This window comes from Roseisalinus antarcticus, assembly GCF_900172355.1.
Classification (GTDB): domain Bacteria; phylum Pseudomonadota; class Alphaproteobacteria; order Rhodobacterales; family Rhodobacteraceae; genus Oceanicola; species Oceanicola antarcticus_A.
Map to the genome: position 1 here is coordinate 207,077 of NZ_FWFZ01000001.1, position 17,001 is coordinate 224,077.

Below are 17,001 nucleotides of genomic sequence, written 5' to 3' on the forward strand. Positions count from 1 at the left end.
CCGAGGGCGCACGCGAACCCGTTTTCACCGGGTCGTCTCTGACTGGGTCGTCACTAGAGGCCGGACAGACTTCCGATCATCGCGCCTGCCCAAAGTGCACCTGCGATGGTCACCAGATACAGCAGACGATCCCAATTCAGGCCGATGAGCAACGAAACGCCGCGGTATCCTTGGTTCAGGGTCTGCATGGATCTTCCTTGAGGAGTGCTGAGAGAGAACTTTCAATCCCTCAAGACTGCCTCCGAAATGTGGCGGCAAAGTGACGCTCACGGGAAGATTCATGGGCAAAGGATTAGGTCGTTGGCCAGCGCGAAGACCATCAGCGTCAGCAGAATCGACAGCCCCGCGGCCATCAGCACGCGCAGCGCCTTGTCGCTTGGCGGCGCCCCCCGCAGGGCCTCGTAGGCGTGAAAGACCAGGTGGCCGCCATCCAGCACCGGGATCGGAAAGAGGTTGAGCAGGCCAACCGCGGTCGACAGGACCGCCACGAACCAGATGAAGCTTTGCGCCCCCTGGCTGGCCATCGCGCCCGAGGTCTCGGCGATGCCCACGGGACCGGAGAGGTTGCAGGTCGAGATCGCCCCGGTCAGCATGTGCCAAAGCCCGGAGAGCGACGATTTGACGATGAACCAGACCTGCGAGACGCCGTAGCCGATCGACTCCCCCAGGCCCGGGCTCTCGGTCTCGGCGTCGAAGAACAGCCCGCCCGTGACCCCGATCAGGTAGCGCGTCTCGAAGCCGCCCTCGGCCCTGGGCAGATCGACCCGGCGCGGCACCAGCGTGAAGTCGATGATGGTGCCGTCGCGCCAGACCTCGAGGCCCAGCGGCGCACCGTCCGATTGCGCCACGATCCGGCGCAGCCCCTCGAAGGTCCGGACCTCCTGCCCGTCCACGCCGAGGATCACGTCGCCAACCCGCATGTCCACATCCATCGCCGCCGATTGCGGGCTGAGGCTGACCACGGCAGGCGGATAGGGATAGGGGCCGGCGACGGTCATCTCCTGACCCGCGCGCAGGACGCGGTAGTCGAGCGTGGGCTCCAGCGGCAGCTCGTCCAGGAACGGATCGAACGCGTCGAGCGGCGGCGCCTCGCGCCCAGCGATGGCGAGGATCTGGTCGCCGGGCTGCAGCTCCTGGGTGTAGCCGGGCGGCAGCGGGCGCAGCTCGGCGATGGTCAGCGGATCGCTGGCCCGCCCCTGTACCAGGATCACGGCGGCGAAGATCGCGAAGGACAGCACGAAGTTGAAGACCGGCCCCGCGGCCACCGTCGCCGCCCGCGCCCAGAGCGGGGCGCCCAGCATCGTGCGGCGCCTGTCGGCGGCGGCCACCGCGCCATCGGTCCCGACGCTGGCGGCATTCGCGTCGCCCAGGAACTTGACGTAGCCGCCGAAGGGCAAGGCCGCGACCTGCCAGCGGGTGCCCCGGCTGTCCACCCGCGACCAGATCACGGGGCCGAACCCCAGCGAGAAGACCTCGGCATGGATGCCCGTCCAGCGGCCGACGATGTAATGGCCGTATTCGTGGATCGCCACGATGATCGACAATGCCAGGACAAAGGCGAGGATTGTGAAGGCAAAGCCGCCGAACTGCGGAAGAATCTGGGTCAGGTCCAAAGGTCTCTCAGTCTTGTCAAGGTATTGTCAAGTCTTGTCAGGTCTTGCTCATGCCCGCTCGTCGATGATTTCATCGGCGGTGCGGCGGGCGTCTGCGTCTATCCGCAACACCATATCTAGGTCGAAATTGGCGATTTGAAGGCCGGTGTCCGCTGACATCCGCGTCAGTGTCTCCTCGACCACGGCCGCCATGTCGGGAAACCCGATCCGGCCGGCGATGAACCCGTCGAGCGCCCGTTCCTTGGCCGCGTTGAACACCGCGCCGCTGAGGCCGCCGGCCTCCATCACCTCGCGGGCGATGCGCAGCGCCGGATAGCGCGCGAGGTCGGGGGCGCGGAACGTCAGCTGGCCGATCTTGGCGAGGTCCAGCCGCTCGACCGGGAGCGTCTTGCGCTGCGGCCAATGCAGCGCGAAGCCGATCGCGTGGCGCATGTCCGGCGGGCCCACATGGGCCATCAGCGCCCCGTCGTTGAAGCCGACGAGGGCGTGGATCAGGCTTTCGGGGTGGATCACCGCCTCGATCAGGTCGGGGGCGACCTGAAAGAACTCCTTGGTCTCAATGAGTTCGAGGCCCTTGTTGAACATCGAGGCACTGTCGATGGTGATCCTCTGGCCCATCGCCCAGTTCGGATGCGACGAGGCCTCGGCCACGGTGGCGCGGGCCAGCCGGTCCAGTGGCCAGTCCCGGAACGCCCCGCCGCTGGCGGTGATGACGATGCGCTCGATGGCGGCGGCATCCTCGCCGATCAGCGCCTGGAAGACAGCCGAATGCTCGCTGTCGACCGGCAGCAGACGTGCGCCGTGGGCCGCGACCTCGCGCATGACCAGCGCTCCGGCGCAGACCAGCGTCTCCTTGTTGGCAAGGGCCAGCGTGCCGCCGCGGCGGATGACCTCCAGCCCCGGCACCAGACCCGCGGCGCCCACGATGGCGGACATCACCCAGTCGGCCTCGCGCTGCGCGGCCTCGCGCAGCGCCTCGGGGCCGGCGGCGACCTCGGTCCCCGACCCGGCCAGCGCCTCGCGCAGATCGTCGTGGAGCTCGGGGTGACAGGTTACCGCCAGATCGGCCCGCAGCCGCCGCGCGTCCCGCGCGAGCTGGTCGATGTTGCGCCCGCCGGTCAGGGCCACCACGTCATAGGCGTCCGGGTCGCGGTCGATCAGGTCGATCGTGTTCCGCCCAATCGAGCCCGTTGCCCCGAAGATGCTGACGCGCCTCAAAAAGCCAGCCCCGGCACATCGAACAGCAGCGCGATCAACAGCATCGTGATCGAGGCCCCCAGCAGCGCGTCGAACCGGTCGAACAGCCCGCCGTGGCCGGGGATCAGGGCAGAGCTGTCCTTGACCCCCATCCGCCGCTTCAGCGCACTCTCGGCGATGTCGCCCATCTGCCCCGCGAGGCTCAGGACCGTGGACAGCGCCACGATGGCCAGGCCCGCCGGGGTCGCGGCCCAGAAGATCAGCCCCACCAGGGCGGCGGCGATCCAGCCGGCGATCGTGCCGCTCCAGGTCTTCTTGGGGCTGACCGCGGGCCAGAACTTCGGCCCGCCGAGGGCGCGGCCCGCGAAATAGCCGGCGACGTCGGTGACGATCACCACCAGCACCAGCCAGAACAGCCAGATCGCGCCGTAGTCCTGCCGGAACATCACCAGCCCCCAGCCCGCCGCCTGGATCATCAGCGCGAAGAGGCCGAAGGTCACCCGCTCGCGCTGCGACGCCGCCGCCCCGATCAGGGGGGCGATGGGCAGGAAGAAGAGGAACCAGGCCCGGTCCACGGTCAGGAAGCCGGACAGGACCGAGGCCACGAGGGCGGCCAGCAACATGCCAACCGTCGGCCGGTCCGGGTGTATCATGATCCACAATTCCCAGATCATCACGGCGGTGGCAAAGACCACCAGCATCTGGAACCAGACGCCGCCGGCCCAGATCCCCGCGATGCCCAGCACGACCATTCCGCTGGCCGAGGCCACGCGAACCCTGAGGTCATCCCAGCGGGCGATGTCCGTGCTGCTTCGGGTCAACGGCTCAGGCCTTCACGGCCCCGAAGCGGCGCTCGCGGCCGCCGTAGGCGCGGACGATCCGCCCGAATTCCTCGGCGGTGAAATCGGGCCAGAGGGTGTCGACGAATTCGTATTCGGCATAGGCCCCCTGCCACAGCAGGAAGTTGGAGATCCGCGCCTCGCCCGAGGTGCGGATCACCAGGTCGGGGTCCGGCAGGAACCGAGTGTCGAGGAACCGCGCGAGCGTTTCGGCATCGACATCCTTGTGCGTCAGCCGCCCCTGCTCGATCTCGAAGGCGAGCCGCTTGGCCGCGCGGGTGACCTCGTCGCGGCCGCCGTAGTTCAGCGCGACCGTCAGGTGGACATGGTCGTTGTCGGCGGTCACCAGCTCGATCTCGTCCATCAGCGCGACAAGCTTCTCGTCCAGCTTGATCCGGTCGCCGATGAAGCGGACCCGGACACCGCGGCGCAAAAGCTCTTGCGCCTCGCCCTGGATGTAGCGGCGGAAGAGCCCCATGAGCCCGGCGATCTCGGTCTGGGTGCGTTTCCAGTTCTCGGTCGAGAAGGCGAAGATTGTCAGGTACTTGACCCCGTAATCCGGGCAGGCCTCGACGATCTGGCGGACCCGTTTCGCCCCGGCGTGGTGCCCGAACAGCCGCGGCCGGCCGCGTTTGACGGCCCAGCGTCCGTTGCCATCCATAATGACCGCCACGTGGCGCGGCCCTGTCGGAATCTCGTCCTTCGCCATCGCTTGTCACTCCACCGGCCCTTGCGGGCCACTTTTCCTTGCCGCGCCCCGCCGCTTTGGCGGGAGGACGGGTGCGAAATCCGCCAGGGCCCGCCCCCCGCATCCCGCAGGAGGTGCGCCCCGCCGAGGCCCTTACACCTGCATGATTTCCGTTTGCTTATTTTCCAGCGCGTCGTCGACGGCCTTGATGTAGGTATTGGTCAGATCCTGGACCTCGCCTTCCCAGAGTTTCTGGTCGTCCTCGGAAAGGCCGTCGGCCTTGGCCTTCTTGATCTGGTCCATGCCGTCGCGGCGCAGGTTGCGGATGGAAACGCGCGCATTCTCGGCATAATGCCCGGCGACCTTGGTCAGTTCGCGCCGCCGCTCTTCGTTGAGCTCGGGAATCGGCAACATGATGATGGTGCCGTTCAACTGCGGATTGATGCCCAGCCCGCTTTCGCGGATCGCCTTCTCGACCTTGCCGACCATGCTCTTGTCCCAGACGTTGATCGTCACCATCCTGGGTTCCGGCACGTTCACGGTGCCCACCTGGTTGATCGGCGTCATCTGGCCATAGGCCTCGACCTGGATCGGCTCCAGCATCGAGGAAGAGGCGCGGCCGGTCCGCAGGGAGGCGAACTCCGTGCGCAAATTGGCGATCGCGCCGTCCATCCGGCGCGTCAGATCGTCTGTATCTAGCTCAAATTCATCTGCCATGTCGTGCCTGCCCAGTCGTCTTCGCCGCCATTCTGCGGCCTCGACACCCTATAACGCCGGCGAAACGGGCTGTATAGACCGGAGGGACGCACGGCTTGCGCAAAGAACATGGGCGTTGCGCCGAAGGCCAGCGCCGCAACCGGCCCGGCGGCGCATGTCAGGAGTGGACGCGGGTATAGGTCCCCTCGCCCGCGAGGATCCCGCGAAAGCCGCCGGGCTCGTCGAGCGAGAACACGATGATCGGCAGGTCGTTGTCCCGCGCCAGCGCGATCGCCGAGGCGTCCATGACCCCAAGGTGCTTTTGCAGGCACTCGTCGTAGGTCACCTCGTCATATCGCTTGGCATCGGGATGCTTCGCCGGGTCCTTGTCGTAGACGCCGTCGACCTTGGTGCCCTTGAAGATCACCTGGCAGGCCATCTCGTTGGCCCGCAGGGTCGCGGCGGTGTCGGTGGTGAAATACGGATTGCCGGTGCCGGCGGCGAAGATGCACACGCGCTTTTTCTCGAGGTGGCGGACGGCACGGCGGCGGATGTATGGCTCGGCCACCTCGTCCATCCGGATCGCCGAGATCACGCGGGTGAAGACGCCGAGCTCTTCCAGCGCGGATTGCACGGCCAGCGCGTTCATCACGGTGGCGAGCATCCCCATGTAGTCGGCGGTCGTCCGCTCCATCCCCTGGGCGGCGCCGGCGAGGCCGCGGAAGATGTTGCCGCCGCCGATCACCATGCAGATCTCGACGCCCAGGTCGTGGACCGATTTGACCTCGCGGGCAATGCGCTCGACCGTGGGCGGATGCAGGCCGTAGCCCTGGTCGCCCATCAGCGCCTCCCCCGAGATTTTCAGAAGCACCCTGTCGAAGGCCGGTTTCTCGGTGTCGCTCATCGGGTGCTCCTCTTTCGGTCGGGCGCAAAATGTCCCAAAAGGGCGCCATGTTCAATGGCGCACGGACCCAATTCGGCATGGTGCAGCACAACACTTTCCGCGGCGCAGCATGATTGCGCTCTCCGGGATCCCTCCCGACCGGCCCGTGCTGATCGCCGGGCCGACCGCCAGCGGGAAATCGGAGCTTGCCCTGCGGATCGCCGAGACCGGCGGCGGCGTCATCGTCAATGCGGATGCGATGCAGGTCTTCGAGGGCTGGCGCCTGCTGACGGCCCGGCCCGATGACGCGGCCCTCGCCCGGGCGCCGCACAGGCTTTACGGGCACGTGCCGCTTGACGGTGACTATTCCACCGGCGCCTGGCTGCGCGAGGCGCGGGCCTTCCTCGGGGGGGCCGAGCGGCCGATCCTCGTGGGCGGCACCGGGCTCTATTTCGCGGCGCTGACCGACGGGCTGGCAGAGATCCCCGCCACCCCGCCCGAGCTGCGCAGAGAGGCCGACGCCCTGCCGCTGGAGGAATTGATCGCCGGGCTCGCCCCCCGCACCGCGGCGCGCATCGACCTGCGCAACCGCGCCCGGGTCCAGCGCGCCTGGGAGGTCGCCCGCGCCACCGGGCGCGAGATGGCGGACTGGCAGGCCGACACACCCCCCCCGGACCTGCCTTTGGCGGATGCCGTGCCGCTAGTGATGCGCCCGCAGGTGGACTGGCTGAACGCCCGCATTGCCCGCCGCTTCGACGCCATGCTGGCCGCCGGCGTGCTGGACGAGGCCGCGGTTCTGCGTCCGCGCTGGTCCCCCGGCCATCAAAGCGCCCGGGCCATCGGCGCCGCCGAACTGATCGCCCATCTGGACGGCACACTGCCTCTCGATCGGGCACGCGAGGCTGCCATAATTGCAACACGACAATATGCGAAACGGCAGCGGACATGGTTCCGCAATCGCATGAAAAACTGGACCCCGATCCACTTGCCGTCCACAGGTTAACCACAGACTTGTCCACAGCTCTTCGCCTTTTTCGACATCTTTTGGCTTGATTGACCCGCTATCCCGACGCGACCTTGACCAAAACGAACATCGGGGACGCGATGACTCTCGCAAAGACGATCTTGGGCGTTCAGGACAACCGGCTTGACCTGCGCGCGATCGGCCATGGGGTGAACGGCTCGCGCTGGCGCACCGAAGCCATGCGCGCCCATGCAAGTCCTCGGCTGATCTTCGTGGCCAAGGGACAGGGACGGATCACCTTGGCGGGGCTGACCTCTGGCTATGGGCCCAACAACCTGCTGTTCGTGCCGGCAGGCACCATGTACGGCATGGAGGTCGGCAAGACCGTCTATGCCCAGATCCTGACCCTGCCCCTCGCGATGGCCGACGAATGGCCCGAGGAGCCGGTGCACCTGCGCCTGCGCGACGTGGTCGCCCAGAAGGAACTCGCCCAGATCTTCGACCAGCTCGAGGCAGAGCTGCGCTCGGATCGGACCGGGCACACCCGGGCGGCGCATTACCACGCGGGCCTGCTGTCGGTCTTTTTCGAGCGGCAATGCGACGGCCTGCCCGCCGAGGACCGCCGCCAGACCAGCCAGGCGCGCCTCTCGGCGGCCTATTCCGACCTGGTCGAGCGGCGGTTCCGCAACTCGCTGGGCGTGTCGGAACTGGCCGCCGAGCTGGGCGTCACGCCGACCCACCTCACCCGGGTCTGCAAACAGACCTGCGGGCGCTCGGCGCTGGCGATCCTGAACGACCGCATCCACTACGAGGCGCGGATCCTGCTGCGCGACACCCGCCGCCCGGTCAACGAGATCGCCAAGGGCCTGGGCTTCGCTTCGGCGGCCTATTTCACCCGCAGCTTCCAGGCCGCGGCGGGCATGACACCTTCGGCCTTCCGCAAATCCGCCGGCTGACGCGGCGCCAACGGTCCGCCCGGAAACGCGACAGACGGACCGCAGGGCGCGGCGTGTCGGCCCGCGACATGTCACCCGCGACATGTCAAATGTCGTTTTCGAGAGCCGAAATAAGGCCCTGCGCCGTTGACCTCCGGCAAAAAAGGGGGCGCAATGGCACGAAACGGGTGAACGGGAGGGTCCGGGCAAGATGCCGGGCGAGGCCGGCGGATCAATTGGGGGCGTGATGGGATTATTCATACTGCGGCGGCTCGGCGTCATGTTGCTGACCGCCCTGTGTCTCACCTTCATCGTCTTCACGCTGACGAATCTCTATCCCAACCTCGAAAAGCTGGCCAAGACCCAAGGCAGTTTCCGGATGTCGGACGAGGCGGTCACCAGCTACCTGACCGACCGCGGCTATCTGCAATCCACGCCGGTCAAGTACGGCCAGTGGCTGGGCGTCCTGCCGGGCTGGGTGATCGAGGATCGCGACGGCACCGTCCGGTCGCGCTGTCACGGAGAGATCGAGGACGGCGCCCTGCCCGAGGACGCGGTCAGCTACTGCGGGATCCTGCAGGGCGACTGGGGCTATTCCACCCGGTTCCAGGACGACGTGAGCGCGATCATAGGCACCCGGCTGGGCCTGACGGGCAAGCTGATGTTCTGGGTGATGGTGGTGATGGTGCCCGGCGCCCTTCTGATCGGCGTGCTGGCGGGGATGCGCGAGGGATCGCGGACCGACCGGATGCTCTCGACCGCCTCGATCATCACCACCGCGACGCCGGAATACGTGTCGGGCGTGGTGTTCATCGCGGTCTTCGCCTCGTCGGCGGTGGGGTTGCAATGGTTCATCGGCTCGGCCACCAGCGCCGCCGAGGACGCCACCTTCCGCAACTTCACCCTGCCGGTGATGACCATCGCACTCTACGGCATGGGCTATATCGCCCGGATGACCCGCGCCTCGATGACCGAGGTGATGACGGCGCAATATATCCGCACCGCCCGGCTCAAGGGGGTGGCGTTCCGCAACATCGTGCTGCGCCATGCGCTGCGCAACGCGCTGATCGCGCCCTTCACGGTGATCATGCTGCAGTTCCCGTGGCTGCTGAACGGCGTGGTCATCGTCGAGACGATCTTCAACTACAAGGGCTTCGGCTGGACCCTGGTGGAGGCCGCCGGGAACAACGACATCGAGCTGCTGCTCGGCGTGTCGGTCGTGTCCGTCGTGGTCGTGCTCGTGACACAGCTGATCTCGGACATCGGCTATGTCTATCTCAACCCCCGCATCCGGATTTCGTGAAGGAGCCCCAGACATGGAACAGCTGACCTGGACCGGATCGATCGGGATCATCCTCAACCCCATCCTGCTGGCGGTGGTCGCGGCCCTGGTGGTCGCCATCCTGGTGCAGATCGTCATGGGCTTCGCGACCCCGGCGCCTACCCTGCAATCGAACCCCGACGGCACGATCGCGGCCACCCCCGGCTTTGCCGGCGTCGCCGAACGGGCGCTGACGCTGCTGATCCTGGCGCTGGTCGCGGTGATCCTGGCCTATATCGTCGCCGGCATGGTGATGCCCTACGGCCAGGCGGGCATCATCGGCGCGGTCTCGGCCCGGTTCACGCCGGTCTGGCTGTCGCTGGCGCTGATCTTCGGCGTCTCGATCGCGACCAAGCGGAAAACGGGGCTCTACGGCAAGCTCTTCGACAGCACGATCGGCATGATCGGCTTCGGCCTCGTGATGTTCTGGGTGCTCACGGCGATCTTCGTGGGGCTCTTCGACCTGATCGCCACCCACGATCCGCTGGCCCAGATCGTGCAGCTCAAGAACAAGGTGCCCGGCATGCCCGTGCCCGACGCCGCCGAAGAGGGGCTGTTCCCGCATTACCTTCTGGGCGGCGACAACCTCGCGCGGGATGTCTTCAGCCGCATGGTCCACGGCTCGGTCGTGGTGATGCAGATCGCCCCGCTGGCGACGCTCTTCGCGTTCATGGTCGGGATCACCCTGGGCCTGCCCGCGGGCTATTACGGCGGACGGCTGGACACGATCCTGTCTTTCCTGGCCAACCTGATCCTCGCCTTCCCGGTGATCCTTCTGTTCTACCTGCTGGTGACGCCCGAAATCATCGAGACCGGCCTGCCGAACTACATGGCCTCGATCCTCTTCGTCTTTCCCATCGTGTTCCTGGCGATCCTGCTGAACTCGCGCTTCTACACCCGGCCGACGCTGCGCACGCCGCTGCTGATCGGGGTGCTGGGCATCACCGGCTGGTTCTACCTCTCGCTCGTCTCCGAGGTGGACTCGCCAGTCCACGTCCTGCCCGGCTTCCTCGACGGCTTCGACGTCTCCAGCGGCATCCTCGTGGTCTTCGTCTCGGTGGTCTTCGTCAACTCGCCCACGGTGTTCCGCATCGTCCGAGGCCTCGCGCTCGACATCAAGACGCGGGACTACGTCGCCGCCGCCCAGACCCGCGGCGAGGGCCCATGGTACATCATGCTGTGGGAGATCCTGCCCAATGCCCGCGGGCCCCTGATCGTCGATTTCTGCCTGCGCATCGGCTACACCACGATCCTGCTGGGCACCCTGGGCTTCTTCGGCCTGGGCCTGCCGCCCGAAAGCCCCGACTGGGGCACGACGATCAACGAGGGCCGGCGCCTGCTGTCGATCTACCCGCACCCGGCCCTGCCGCCGGCCGCCGCCCTGCTGACCATGGTGCTGGGACTGAACCTACTGGCCGACGGCCTGCGCGAAGAAAGCCTGAAGGACTGATGCGAAGCACCCCCGTCATCTTGGCCGAAAACTCCGGGGGTCCGGGGGCCGCGCCCCCGGTCCGCCGCGCGCACGGCACCCCACCGCAGCCCCCCATCGCCGCCCCCCGAAGGAGCCCGGGACCATGACCGACACCTATGACGGACCGATCCTCGAGATCGACCAGCTCTCGATCTCCTTCTTCACCCGCCTGCGCGAGATCCCGGCGGTCATGGATTTCTCCTGTACCGTCCAGCCCGGCGAGGCGATGGGCTTGGTCGGCGAAAGCGGCTGCGGCAAGTCGACCGTGGCGCTCGGGGTGATGCAGGACCTTGGGGTCAACGGGCGCATCGTCGGCGGCTCTATCAAGTTCAAGGGGCAGGAGCTGAACGCCATGACCCCGGACGAGCTGCGCCGCATCCGCGGCCGCGAGATCGCGATGATCTACCAGGAGCCCATGGCCTCGCTCAACCCGGCGATGCGGATCGGCCGCCAACTGATGGAAGTGCCGATGATCCACGAGGGCGTCTCCGAGAAGGAGGCCCGCCAGCGGGCGCTCGAAGTGGTCACCGACGTCAAGCTGCCCGACCCCGAGCGGATCCTGAAGGCCTTCCCGCACCAGCTTTCGGGCGGCCAGCAGCAGCGGATCGTGATCGCCATGGCGCTGATGGCCAACCCCTCGCTGCTGATCCTGGACGAGCCGACCACCGCGCTCGACGTGACGGTCGAGGCGGCCGTGGTCGACCTGGTCAAGGATCTGGGCAAGAAATACGGCACCTCGATGCTGTTCATCAGCCACAACCTCGGCCTGGTGCTCGAGACCTGCGACCGGATCTGCGTGATGTATTCCGGCGAGGCCGTGGAGACCGGCTCCATCGACGATGTCTTCGACAAGATGCGCCACCCCTACACCCAGGCCCTGTTCCGCTCGATCCCGCTGCCGGGCGCCGACAAGAACGCGCGGCCGCTGGTGGCGATCCCGGGCAATTTCCCGCTGCCCCATGAGCGCCCCACGGGCTGCAACTTCGGCCCGCGCTGCGATTATTTCGAGGCCGGGCGCTGTGACGCGGGCGAGATCCCCATGGTCGGCATCGCCGGCGAGGACCGCCACGCCACCCGCTGCGTCAGGATCGACAAGATCGACTGGGACGCGCCGCTCCAGGTGACCACCGGCAAGGCCAAGCCCGAGCCGGGCAAGGTCGTCCTCAAGATCGACAATCTGCGCAAGTATTACGAGGTCGCCGCCAGCGCCCTTTTCGGCAGCGGCGAGACCAAGGTGGTCAAGGCCAACGAGACGCTCTCCTTCGAGGCCCGCGAAAGCGAGACCCTGGCCATCGTCGGCGAATCCGGCTGCGGCAAATCCACCCTCGCCAAGGTCCTCATGGGGTTGGAGACGGCGACCGACGGCGAGATCCTGCTCGACAACAACGCGATCCAGAACACCGCCATCGAGGCGCGCGACACCAAGACCATCGCCGACATCCAGATGGTGTTCCAGAACCCGTTCGACACGCTGAACCCCTCGATGACCGTGGGCAGCCAGATCATCCGCGCGCTCGAGATCTTCGGCGTGGGCGACACCCAGGACGCCCGCCGCACCCGGATGCTGGAGCTGCTGGACCTTGTGAAACTGCCCCGCGCCTTCGCCACCCGGATGCCGCGGCAATTGTCGGGCGGCCAGAAACAGCGCGTGGGCATCGCCCGGGCGTTTGCCGGCGACGCCCGGATCGTGGTCGCCGACGAGCCGGTCTCGGCGCTCGACGTCTCGGTCCAGGCGGCGGTGACCGACCTGCTCATGGACATCCAGCGCGAGCACAAGACCACGCTCCTGTTCATCAGCCACGACCTCTCGATCGTCCGCTATCTCTCGGACCGGGTCATGGTCATGTATCTGGGCCACGTGGTGGAGCTGGGCACGACCGAGCAGGTCTTCGCCCCGCCCTACCACCCCTATACCGAGGCGCTTCTGTCCGCCGTGCCGATCGCCGACACCAGCGTCCAGAAGCGCCACATCGTGCTCGAGGGCGACATTCCCTCGGCCATGAACCCGCCCCCGGGCTGCCCGTTCCAGACCCGCTGCGGCTGGAAGTCGAAAGTGCCCGGCAGCTTGTGTGAAACGCAGGTGCCGCCGCAGGTCACCATCGCCGGCGGTCACCAGATCAAGTGCCACCTGTCGGCCGGGGATTTCGACAGCATGGAGCCCGTGATCAAGATCGCCGCCGAATAGGCCGGCACCAAGACAAACGGAGCCTTTCCGGAACGTTTGGCCGCGTGACGCATTGCCTCTTTGATCAAAGGAGAGCCCGCAATGCCCGATACAGACCTGTCCTGGACGAAACCGATCATGCGCACCGGCTATGCCGGCCGCGGACTGACCTATCTTGTGGTGGCGGGATTCGCCCTCTGGGCGGTCTGGCGCGGCGGCCAGGCCGAGGGCACCGGCACCGCCCTCCAGCAACTCGCCGCCTCCCCCTGGGGCGGGCCCGTGCTGGGCCTGATCTTCCTCGGTCTGCTGGCCTACATGATCTGGCGTCTGGTCGACGCGATCTGGGACCTGGAGGCCTACGGGTCGGGCGGCAAGGGCGCCGTGGCCCGGACCGGCATGGTCGTCACCGGCCTGATCCACGGTGCGCTCGGCCTGCTGGCCCTGTCGATCTGGATCGGTGCGGCCTCGGGCGGCGGCGGCTCGATCGTCGAGGCGACGTCGAAGGCGATGGCCCAGCCGATGGGCCGCTGGCTGGTCGGGCTGGCGGGTCTCGCGGTGCTCGGTGCCGGGATCTATTACCTTCACAAGGCCTGGAGCGAGAATTACCGCGACCACCTGCGCGGGGCGCGGTTCACGGTCCGCTTCAACCCGGTGCTCAAGGCCGGGGTCGCGGCGCAGGGCGTGGTGGTTTCGATCATCGGCGGCTTCTTCCTGGTCGCGGCCCTTCGGGCCGATCCCTCCGAGGCGGGCGGCCTCGGCCGCGCGTTCGAATTCCTGTCGCGCCAGCCCTTCGGCCAGATCCTCGTAACGCTTCTGTGCGTGGGACTGCTCGGGTTTGCCGTCTTCTGTTTCGTCAACGCCGCCTACAGGATCATCCCGAAAGTGGCTGGTGACGACATGGTCACGCTCGGCCGCAAGCTGAAGGCCGCGGCACAGGGCTAGACCACAGGGACAGGGCTAGACCGCCCGGCGCAAAGGGCCGTCAGCCACCCAGGATGACCCGGACATAGTTCTGGGTCTCGCGATAGGGCGGGATGCCGCCGTATTGCTGCACGGCGCCCGGCCCGGCATTGTAGGCCGCCAGAGCCAACCGCCAGGACCGGAACGTGTTGTATTGCATCCGCAGATACCGCGCCCCGCCCTCGAGGTTCTCGGCCGGATCGTTGGGGTTCACGCCAAGGGACCGGGCGGTGTCGGGCATCAACTGAGCAAGACCGATCGCGCCCTTGTGGGACACCGCGCGCGCGTTCCACCGGCTCTCCTGGTGGACCAGCCGCAGGAACAGCTCTTCGGGCACGCCGTGGCGCCGCGCGGCACTGCGGGCGACGTTCAGCAGCGGCCCCCGGTAGCGGCCCGAATAGGCGCCATTCACCCCTTCGGCGGCGGGCGAGCCCGGCACGATGATGGCGTTGGGCTGCAGACGCACGGAATCGGAATATTGCTGCGCCGCCCGGCCGTCGAGCACGTCGAGCTGCGAGCGCGACAGTGCCGAGCGGTTCGACGACGACAGGGTCTGGGCGGCCAGCGGGGCAGCCGAGACAATTGCCACCAGTGACACTCCGATCAATCTCCGCATCTTCGACCCCTTCGCGCATCGCTCCGGCGGCCACCTTACCCGAGTTTGCCAATTAGGCTAGCCCGTCAGGGTAAATGGCCTGTTAACCGTGGCCGTGGGACCCTAGTCTGCGGCAACGATTCGACCGGAACAACACGATCAGGACAGGGAGCAGACGATGGCTGGCAGCGTGAACAAGGTGATCCTTATCGGCAATCTGGGCCGCGATCCCGAGGTCCGGACCTTCCAGAACGGCGGCAAGGTCTGCAACCTGCGCATCGCCACGTCCGAGAACTGGAAGGACCGCAATACCGGCGAGCGGCGCGAGAAGACCGAGTGGCATTCGGTCGCCATCTTCTCGGAACCGCTGGCCCGGGTGGCCGAGCAATATCTGCGCAAGGGCTCCAAGGTCTATATCGAGGGCCAGCTCGAGACCCGCAAATGGCAGGATCAATCGGGCGCCGACCGCTATTCGACCGAGGTGGTGCTGCGGCCCTATACCTCGACCTTGACGATGCTCGACGGGCGCGGCGAAGGCGGTGGCGCGGGCGGTGGCGCGGGCGGTGGCGGCGGCTACAGCGATGACCGTGGCGGTGGCTACGGCTCGGGCGGCGGCGGCTACGGTGGCCCGTCCTCGGGCGGCGGCCCTTCGGATGGCGGCAGCGGTGGCGGCTACGGCAGCGGCGGCGATATCGACGACGAGATCCCGTTCTGATCCGCGCCCACGCGAGGCTCTGACCCTCGCGGCGCAAACCGACACCCCCGCGAGGGCCCAGGCCGGCCGAGACGCAAGCGCGGCCCCGCCGAGGCGGGGTCAGCGCGCCGAGAGCCGGTCGCCCAGAAGCGACAGGACCGCCTCGGGCGGCACGTCCGAGGTCACGAAGGCCTCCCCGATGGCGCGGGCCAGAATGAAGTTCAGCCGGCCGTCGACCACCTTCTTGTCCTGACCCATCAGCGACAGCAGCGCCTCGGGGCCCGGCAGCTCTCCGGGAATATCCGAAAGGTCCGCCTTCATGCCCATCGCCTTGAGATGGGCCCGCACGCGGCTTGGCTCTTCTTGCGAACAAAGACCAAGCCGGGCCGACAGCTCGAACGCCAGCCCGCAGCCGATCGCGACCCCCTCGCCGTGCAGCAGCCGGTCGGAATAGCCCGTGGCGGCCTCCAGCGCGTGACAGAAGGTGTGGCCGAGGTTCAGCAGCGCCCGGTCGCCCTGCTCGGTCTCGTCCCGCACGACGATCTCGGCCTTCATCTCGACCGAGCGGCGCACCGCGCGTACGCAGGCGGCCCGGTCCCGGCGCAGCTCCGGGCCGGTCTGCTCCAGCCAGTCGAAGAAGGCGGGATCACCCAGCAGGCCGTATTTCACCACCTCGCCGTAGCCGGCCAGGAAGTCGCGGTCCGGCAGGGTCGCCAGCAGGTCGGTGTCGGCCAGGACCCGCACCGGCTGGTGAAAGGCGCCGACCAGGTTCTTGCCCTGGGGCGCGTTGATCCCGGTCTTGCCGCCAACCGAGCTGTCGACCTGCGCCAGAAGGGTCGTGGGGATCTGCACGAAGCGCACGCCGCGCCGGACCACGGCCGCGGCAAAGCCCGCGAGGTCCCCGATCACGCCGCCGCCGAAGGCCACGACCAGGTCGCCCCGCTCGACGCGTTCCGACAGCAGCCATTCCACCGCGCGGGTGAACTGCGGCCAGCCCTTCGTGGCCTCCCCGGGAGGCAGGGCGAGGGCGGTCATCTCTATGCCGGCCGCTGACAGCCCGTCGCGCAATCCCTCCAGATGCGCGGCGGCGACCCGGTCCTCGGTCAGGACCGCGACCCGGGGGCGGCGCAGAAGCGGCGCGATCTCGGCGCCCGCCCGGGCCAGCAGCCCGGGACCGATCCGGACCTCATAGGCCCGCCCCGGCAGGTCGACGCGAACCGTCTCTATCTGGTGGTCGGCACCGTCATGCATCGTCACTCTCCAGCACGTCCGGCCGCCCGGCGAGAGCCCGGACAACGGCATCGGTCATCTCCTCGATGGAATATTTCGGATCGGCCTTCACCGAAAGGTCGGCGAGCCGATAGATCGGCACACGCGCCTCGTAGATCTCGACCAGGGTCCGGCGCGGGTCGGCGGTGCGCAGCAGCGGGCGGGTCTGCTTGTGGCGCACCCGTTCCCACAGAAGATCCACATCGGCATCGAGCCAGAGCGCCACGCCGGCCTCCGAGATCGCGCGGCGGTTGCGCTCGGCCAGAAAGGCGCCGCCCCCGGTCGACAGCACCGCGGGCTCGGCCCGCAGCAGGCGGGCGATCACCTCGGCCTCGCGGTCGCGAAAGAACGGCTCTCCGTCGCGGGCGAAGATCTCGGCGATGGTGGCGGCCGCGGCGGCCTCGATCTCGTGATCCGAATCGACGAACGGCATAGACAACCGGGCGGCAAGCGCCTTTCCGATGGCCGTCTTGCCCGATCCCATCATCCCCACCAGGGTCACCGTCTTGCGCAGCCGTCCGCCCGGCCTGCTCCGCGATACGCCGCTATCCTGTTGCTCTGCCATGTCCTTTCGCATCCGCCCCCCGTGGCCCCGGTCGGCATCCCACCGCCCGTTGCCGGAATTTCGCTCCTCTTTGGCGTGAACTCTGCCGAAAGGCCATATATAAGTCGAACCGAACCGGGGCGAGATGTGCCCGGAAGGCAGGTCCCG

17 protein-coding genes are annotated in these 17,001 nt (G+C 67.7%); 7 read left to right on the top strand and 10 right to left on the bottom strand.

The annotated features are described in order from the left end of the window. Window positions 1–53 precede the first annotated feature (53 nt). The 7 genes from ROA7023_RS25445 to pyrH all read right to left on the bottom strand — a co-directional run bounded on the left by ROA7023_RS25445 (window position 54) and on the right by pyrH (window position 5,937). Window positions 54–188 (bottom strand): hypothetical protein, encoded by a 135-nt coding sequence (locus ROA7023_RS25445; RefSeq protein ID WP_268807960.1) that lies wholly within the window; start codon window positions 186–188, stop codon window positions 54–56. Between the two features lie 90 nt (window positions 189–278). Beyond that, window positions 279–1,613, bottom strand: coding sequence for an RIP metalloprotease RseP (gene rseP, locus ROA7023_RS00990; RefSeq protein ID WP_085877129.1), 1,335 nt, complete (start codon window positions 1,611–1,613; stop codon window positions 279–281). Window positions 1,614–1,661: 48 nt separating this feature from the next. Then, window positions 1,662–2,831, bottom strand: coding sequence for a 1-deoxy-D-xylulose-5-phosphate reductoisomerase (gene dxr / locus ROA7023_RS00995; RefSeq protein ID WP_085877130.1), 1,170 nt, complete (start codon window positions 2,829–2,831; stop codon window positions 1,662–1,664). Further along, window positions 2,828–3,631: a phosphatidate cytidylyltransferase gene (locus ROA7023_RS01000; protein WP_085877131.1), complete on the bottom strand. Its 804-nt coding sequence runs from the start codon at window positions 3,629–3,631 to the stop codon at window positions 2,828–2,830. Before ROA7023_RS01000 ends, dxr begins: the two co-directional genes overlap by 4 nt. Before the next feature lie 4 nt (window positions 3,632–3,635). Then, window positions 3,636–4,358, bottom strand: coding sequence for a polyprenyl diphosphate synthase (gene uppS / locus ROA7023_RS01005; RefSeq protein WP_085877132.1), 723 nt, complete (start codon window positions 4,356–4,358; stop codon window positions 3,636–3,638). A gap of 132 nt (window positions 4,359–4,490) precedes the next feature. Continuing rightward, the gene (gene frr, locus ROA7023_RS01010; RefSeq protein WP_085877133.1) at window positions 4,491–5,054 is read right to left on the bottom strand and encodes a ribosome recycling factor; all 564 of its coding nucleotides are present in this window, start codon (window positions 5,052–5,054) and stop codon (window positions 4,491–4,493) included. Window positions 5,055–5,211: 157 nt separating this feature from the next. Further along, window positions 5,212–5,937 carry a UMP kinase gene (pyrH, locus tag ROA7023_RS01015; protein WP_085877134.1) on the bottom strand — a complete coding sequence of 242 codons (726 nt, stop codon included), beginning with the start codon at window positions 5,935–5,937 and terminating at the stop codon, window positions 5,212–5,214. Window positions 5,938–6,046: 109 nt separating this feature from the next. Between pyrH and miaA the strand changes: the two genes are divergently transcribed. From miaA to ROA7023_RS01045, 6 genes are all read left to right on the top strand, one after another. Beyond that, window positions 6,047–6,919, top strand: coding sequence for a tRNA (adenosine(37)-N6)-dimethylallyltransferase MiaA (gene miaA, locus ROA7023_RS01020; protein ID WP_085877135.1), 873 nt, complete (start codon window positions 6,047–6,049; stop codon window positions 6,917–6,919). A 101-nt stretch (window positions 6,920–7,020) separates the two neighbouring features. After that, window positions 7,021–7,836 carry a helix-turn-helix transcriptional regulator gene (locus tag ROA7023_RS01025; protein ID WP_085877428.1) on the top strand — a complete coding sequence of 272 codons (816 nt, stop codon included), beginning with the start codon at window positions 7,021–7,023 and terminating at the stop codon, window positions 7,834–7,836. Between the two features lie 226 nt (window positions 7,837–8,062). Continuing rightward, the gene (locus ROA7023_RS01030) at window positions 8,063–9,118 is read left to right on the top strand and encodes an ABC transporter permease (RefSeq protein ID WP_085877136.1); all 1,056 of its coding nucleotides are present in this window, start codon (window positions 8,063–8,065) and stop codon (window positions 9,116–9,118) included. A 13-nt stretch (window positions 9,119–9,131) separates the two neighbouring features. Beyond that, window positions 9,132–10,586 carry an ABC transporter permease gene (locus ROA7023_RS01035; RefSeq protein ID WP_085877137.1) on the top strand — a complete coding sequence of 485 codons (1,455 nt, stop codon included), beginning with the start codon at window positions 9,132–9,134 and terminating at the stop codon, window positions 10,584–10,586. A gap of 124 nt (window positions 10,587–10,710) precedes the next feature. Continuing rightward, a complete protein-coding gene (locus ROA7023_RS01040; protein WP_085877138.1) occupies window positions 10,711–12,792 on the top strand; it encodes a dipeptide ABC transporter ATP-binding protein in 2,082 nt (693 codons plus the stop codon). Between the two features lie 81 nt (window positions 12,793–12,873). Further along, window positions 12,874–13,713, top strand: coding sequence for a DUF1206 domain-containing protein (locus ROA7023_RS01045; protein ID WP_085877139.1), 840 nt, complete (start codon window positions 12,874–12,876; stop codon window positions 13,711–13,713). 40 nt (window positions 13,714–13,753) lie between these two features. On the opposite strand, the gene ROA7023_RS01050 is transcribed toward ROA7023_RS01045, so the two are convergent. Then, a complete protein-coding gene (locus ROA7023_RS01050) occupies window positions 13,754–14,347 on the bottom strand; it encodes a lytic transglycosylase domain-containing protein (protein WP_085877140.1) in 594 nt (197 codons plus the stop codon). 157 nt (window positions 14,348–14,504) lie between these two features. Between ROA7023_RS01050 and ssb the strand changes: the two genes are divergently transcribed. After that, window positions 14,505–15,041, top strand: a complete 537-nt coding sequence (ssb, locus tag ROA7023_RS01055; RefSeq protein WP_085877141.1) for a single-stranded DNA-binding protein — start codon at window positions 14,505–14,507, stop codon at window positions 15,039–15,041. A gap of 99 nt (window positions 15,042–15,140) precedes the next feature. Here the strand turns inward: ssb and aroB are convergent, their stop codons facing one another. Together aroB and ROA7023_RS01065 are read right to left on the bottom strand one after the other, a co-directional pair. Next, a complete protein-coding gene (gene aroB / locus ROA7023_RS01060; protein ID WP_085877142.1) occupies window positions 15,141–16,271 on the bottom strand; it encodes a 3-dehydroquinate synthase in 1,131 nt (376 codons plus the stop codon). Then, the gene (locus tag ROA7023_RS01065) at window positions 16,264–16,854 is read right to left on the bottom strand and encodes a shikimate kinase (RefSeq protein WP_085877143.1); all 591 of its coding nucleotides are present in this window, start codon (window positions 16,852–16,854) and stop codon (window positions 16,264–16,266) included. The genes aroB and ROA7023_RS01065 overlap by 8 nt, the downstream gene beginning before the upstream one ends. Between the last annotated feature and the right edge of the window lie 147 nt (window positions 16,855–17,001).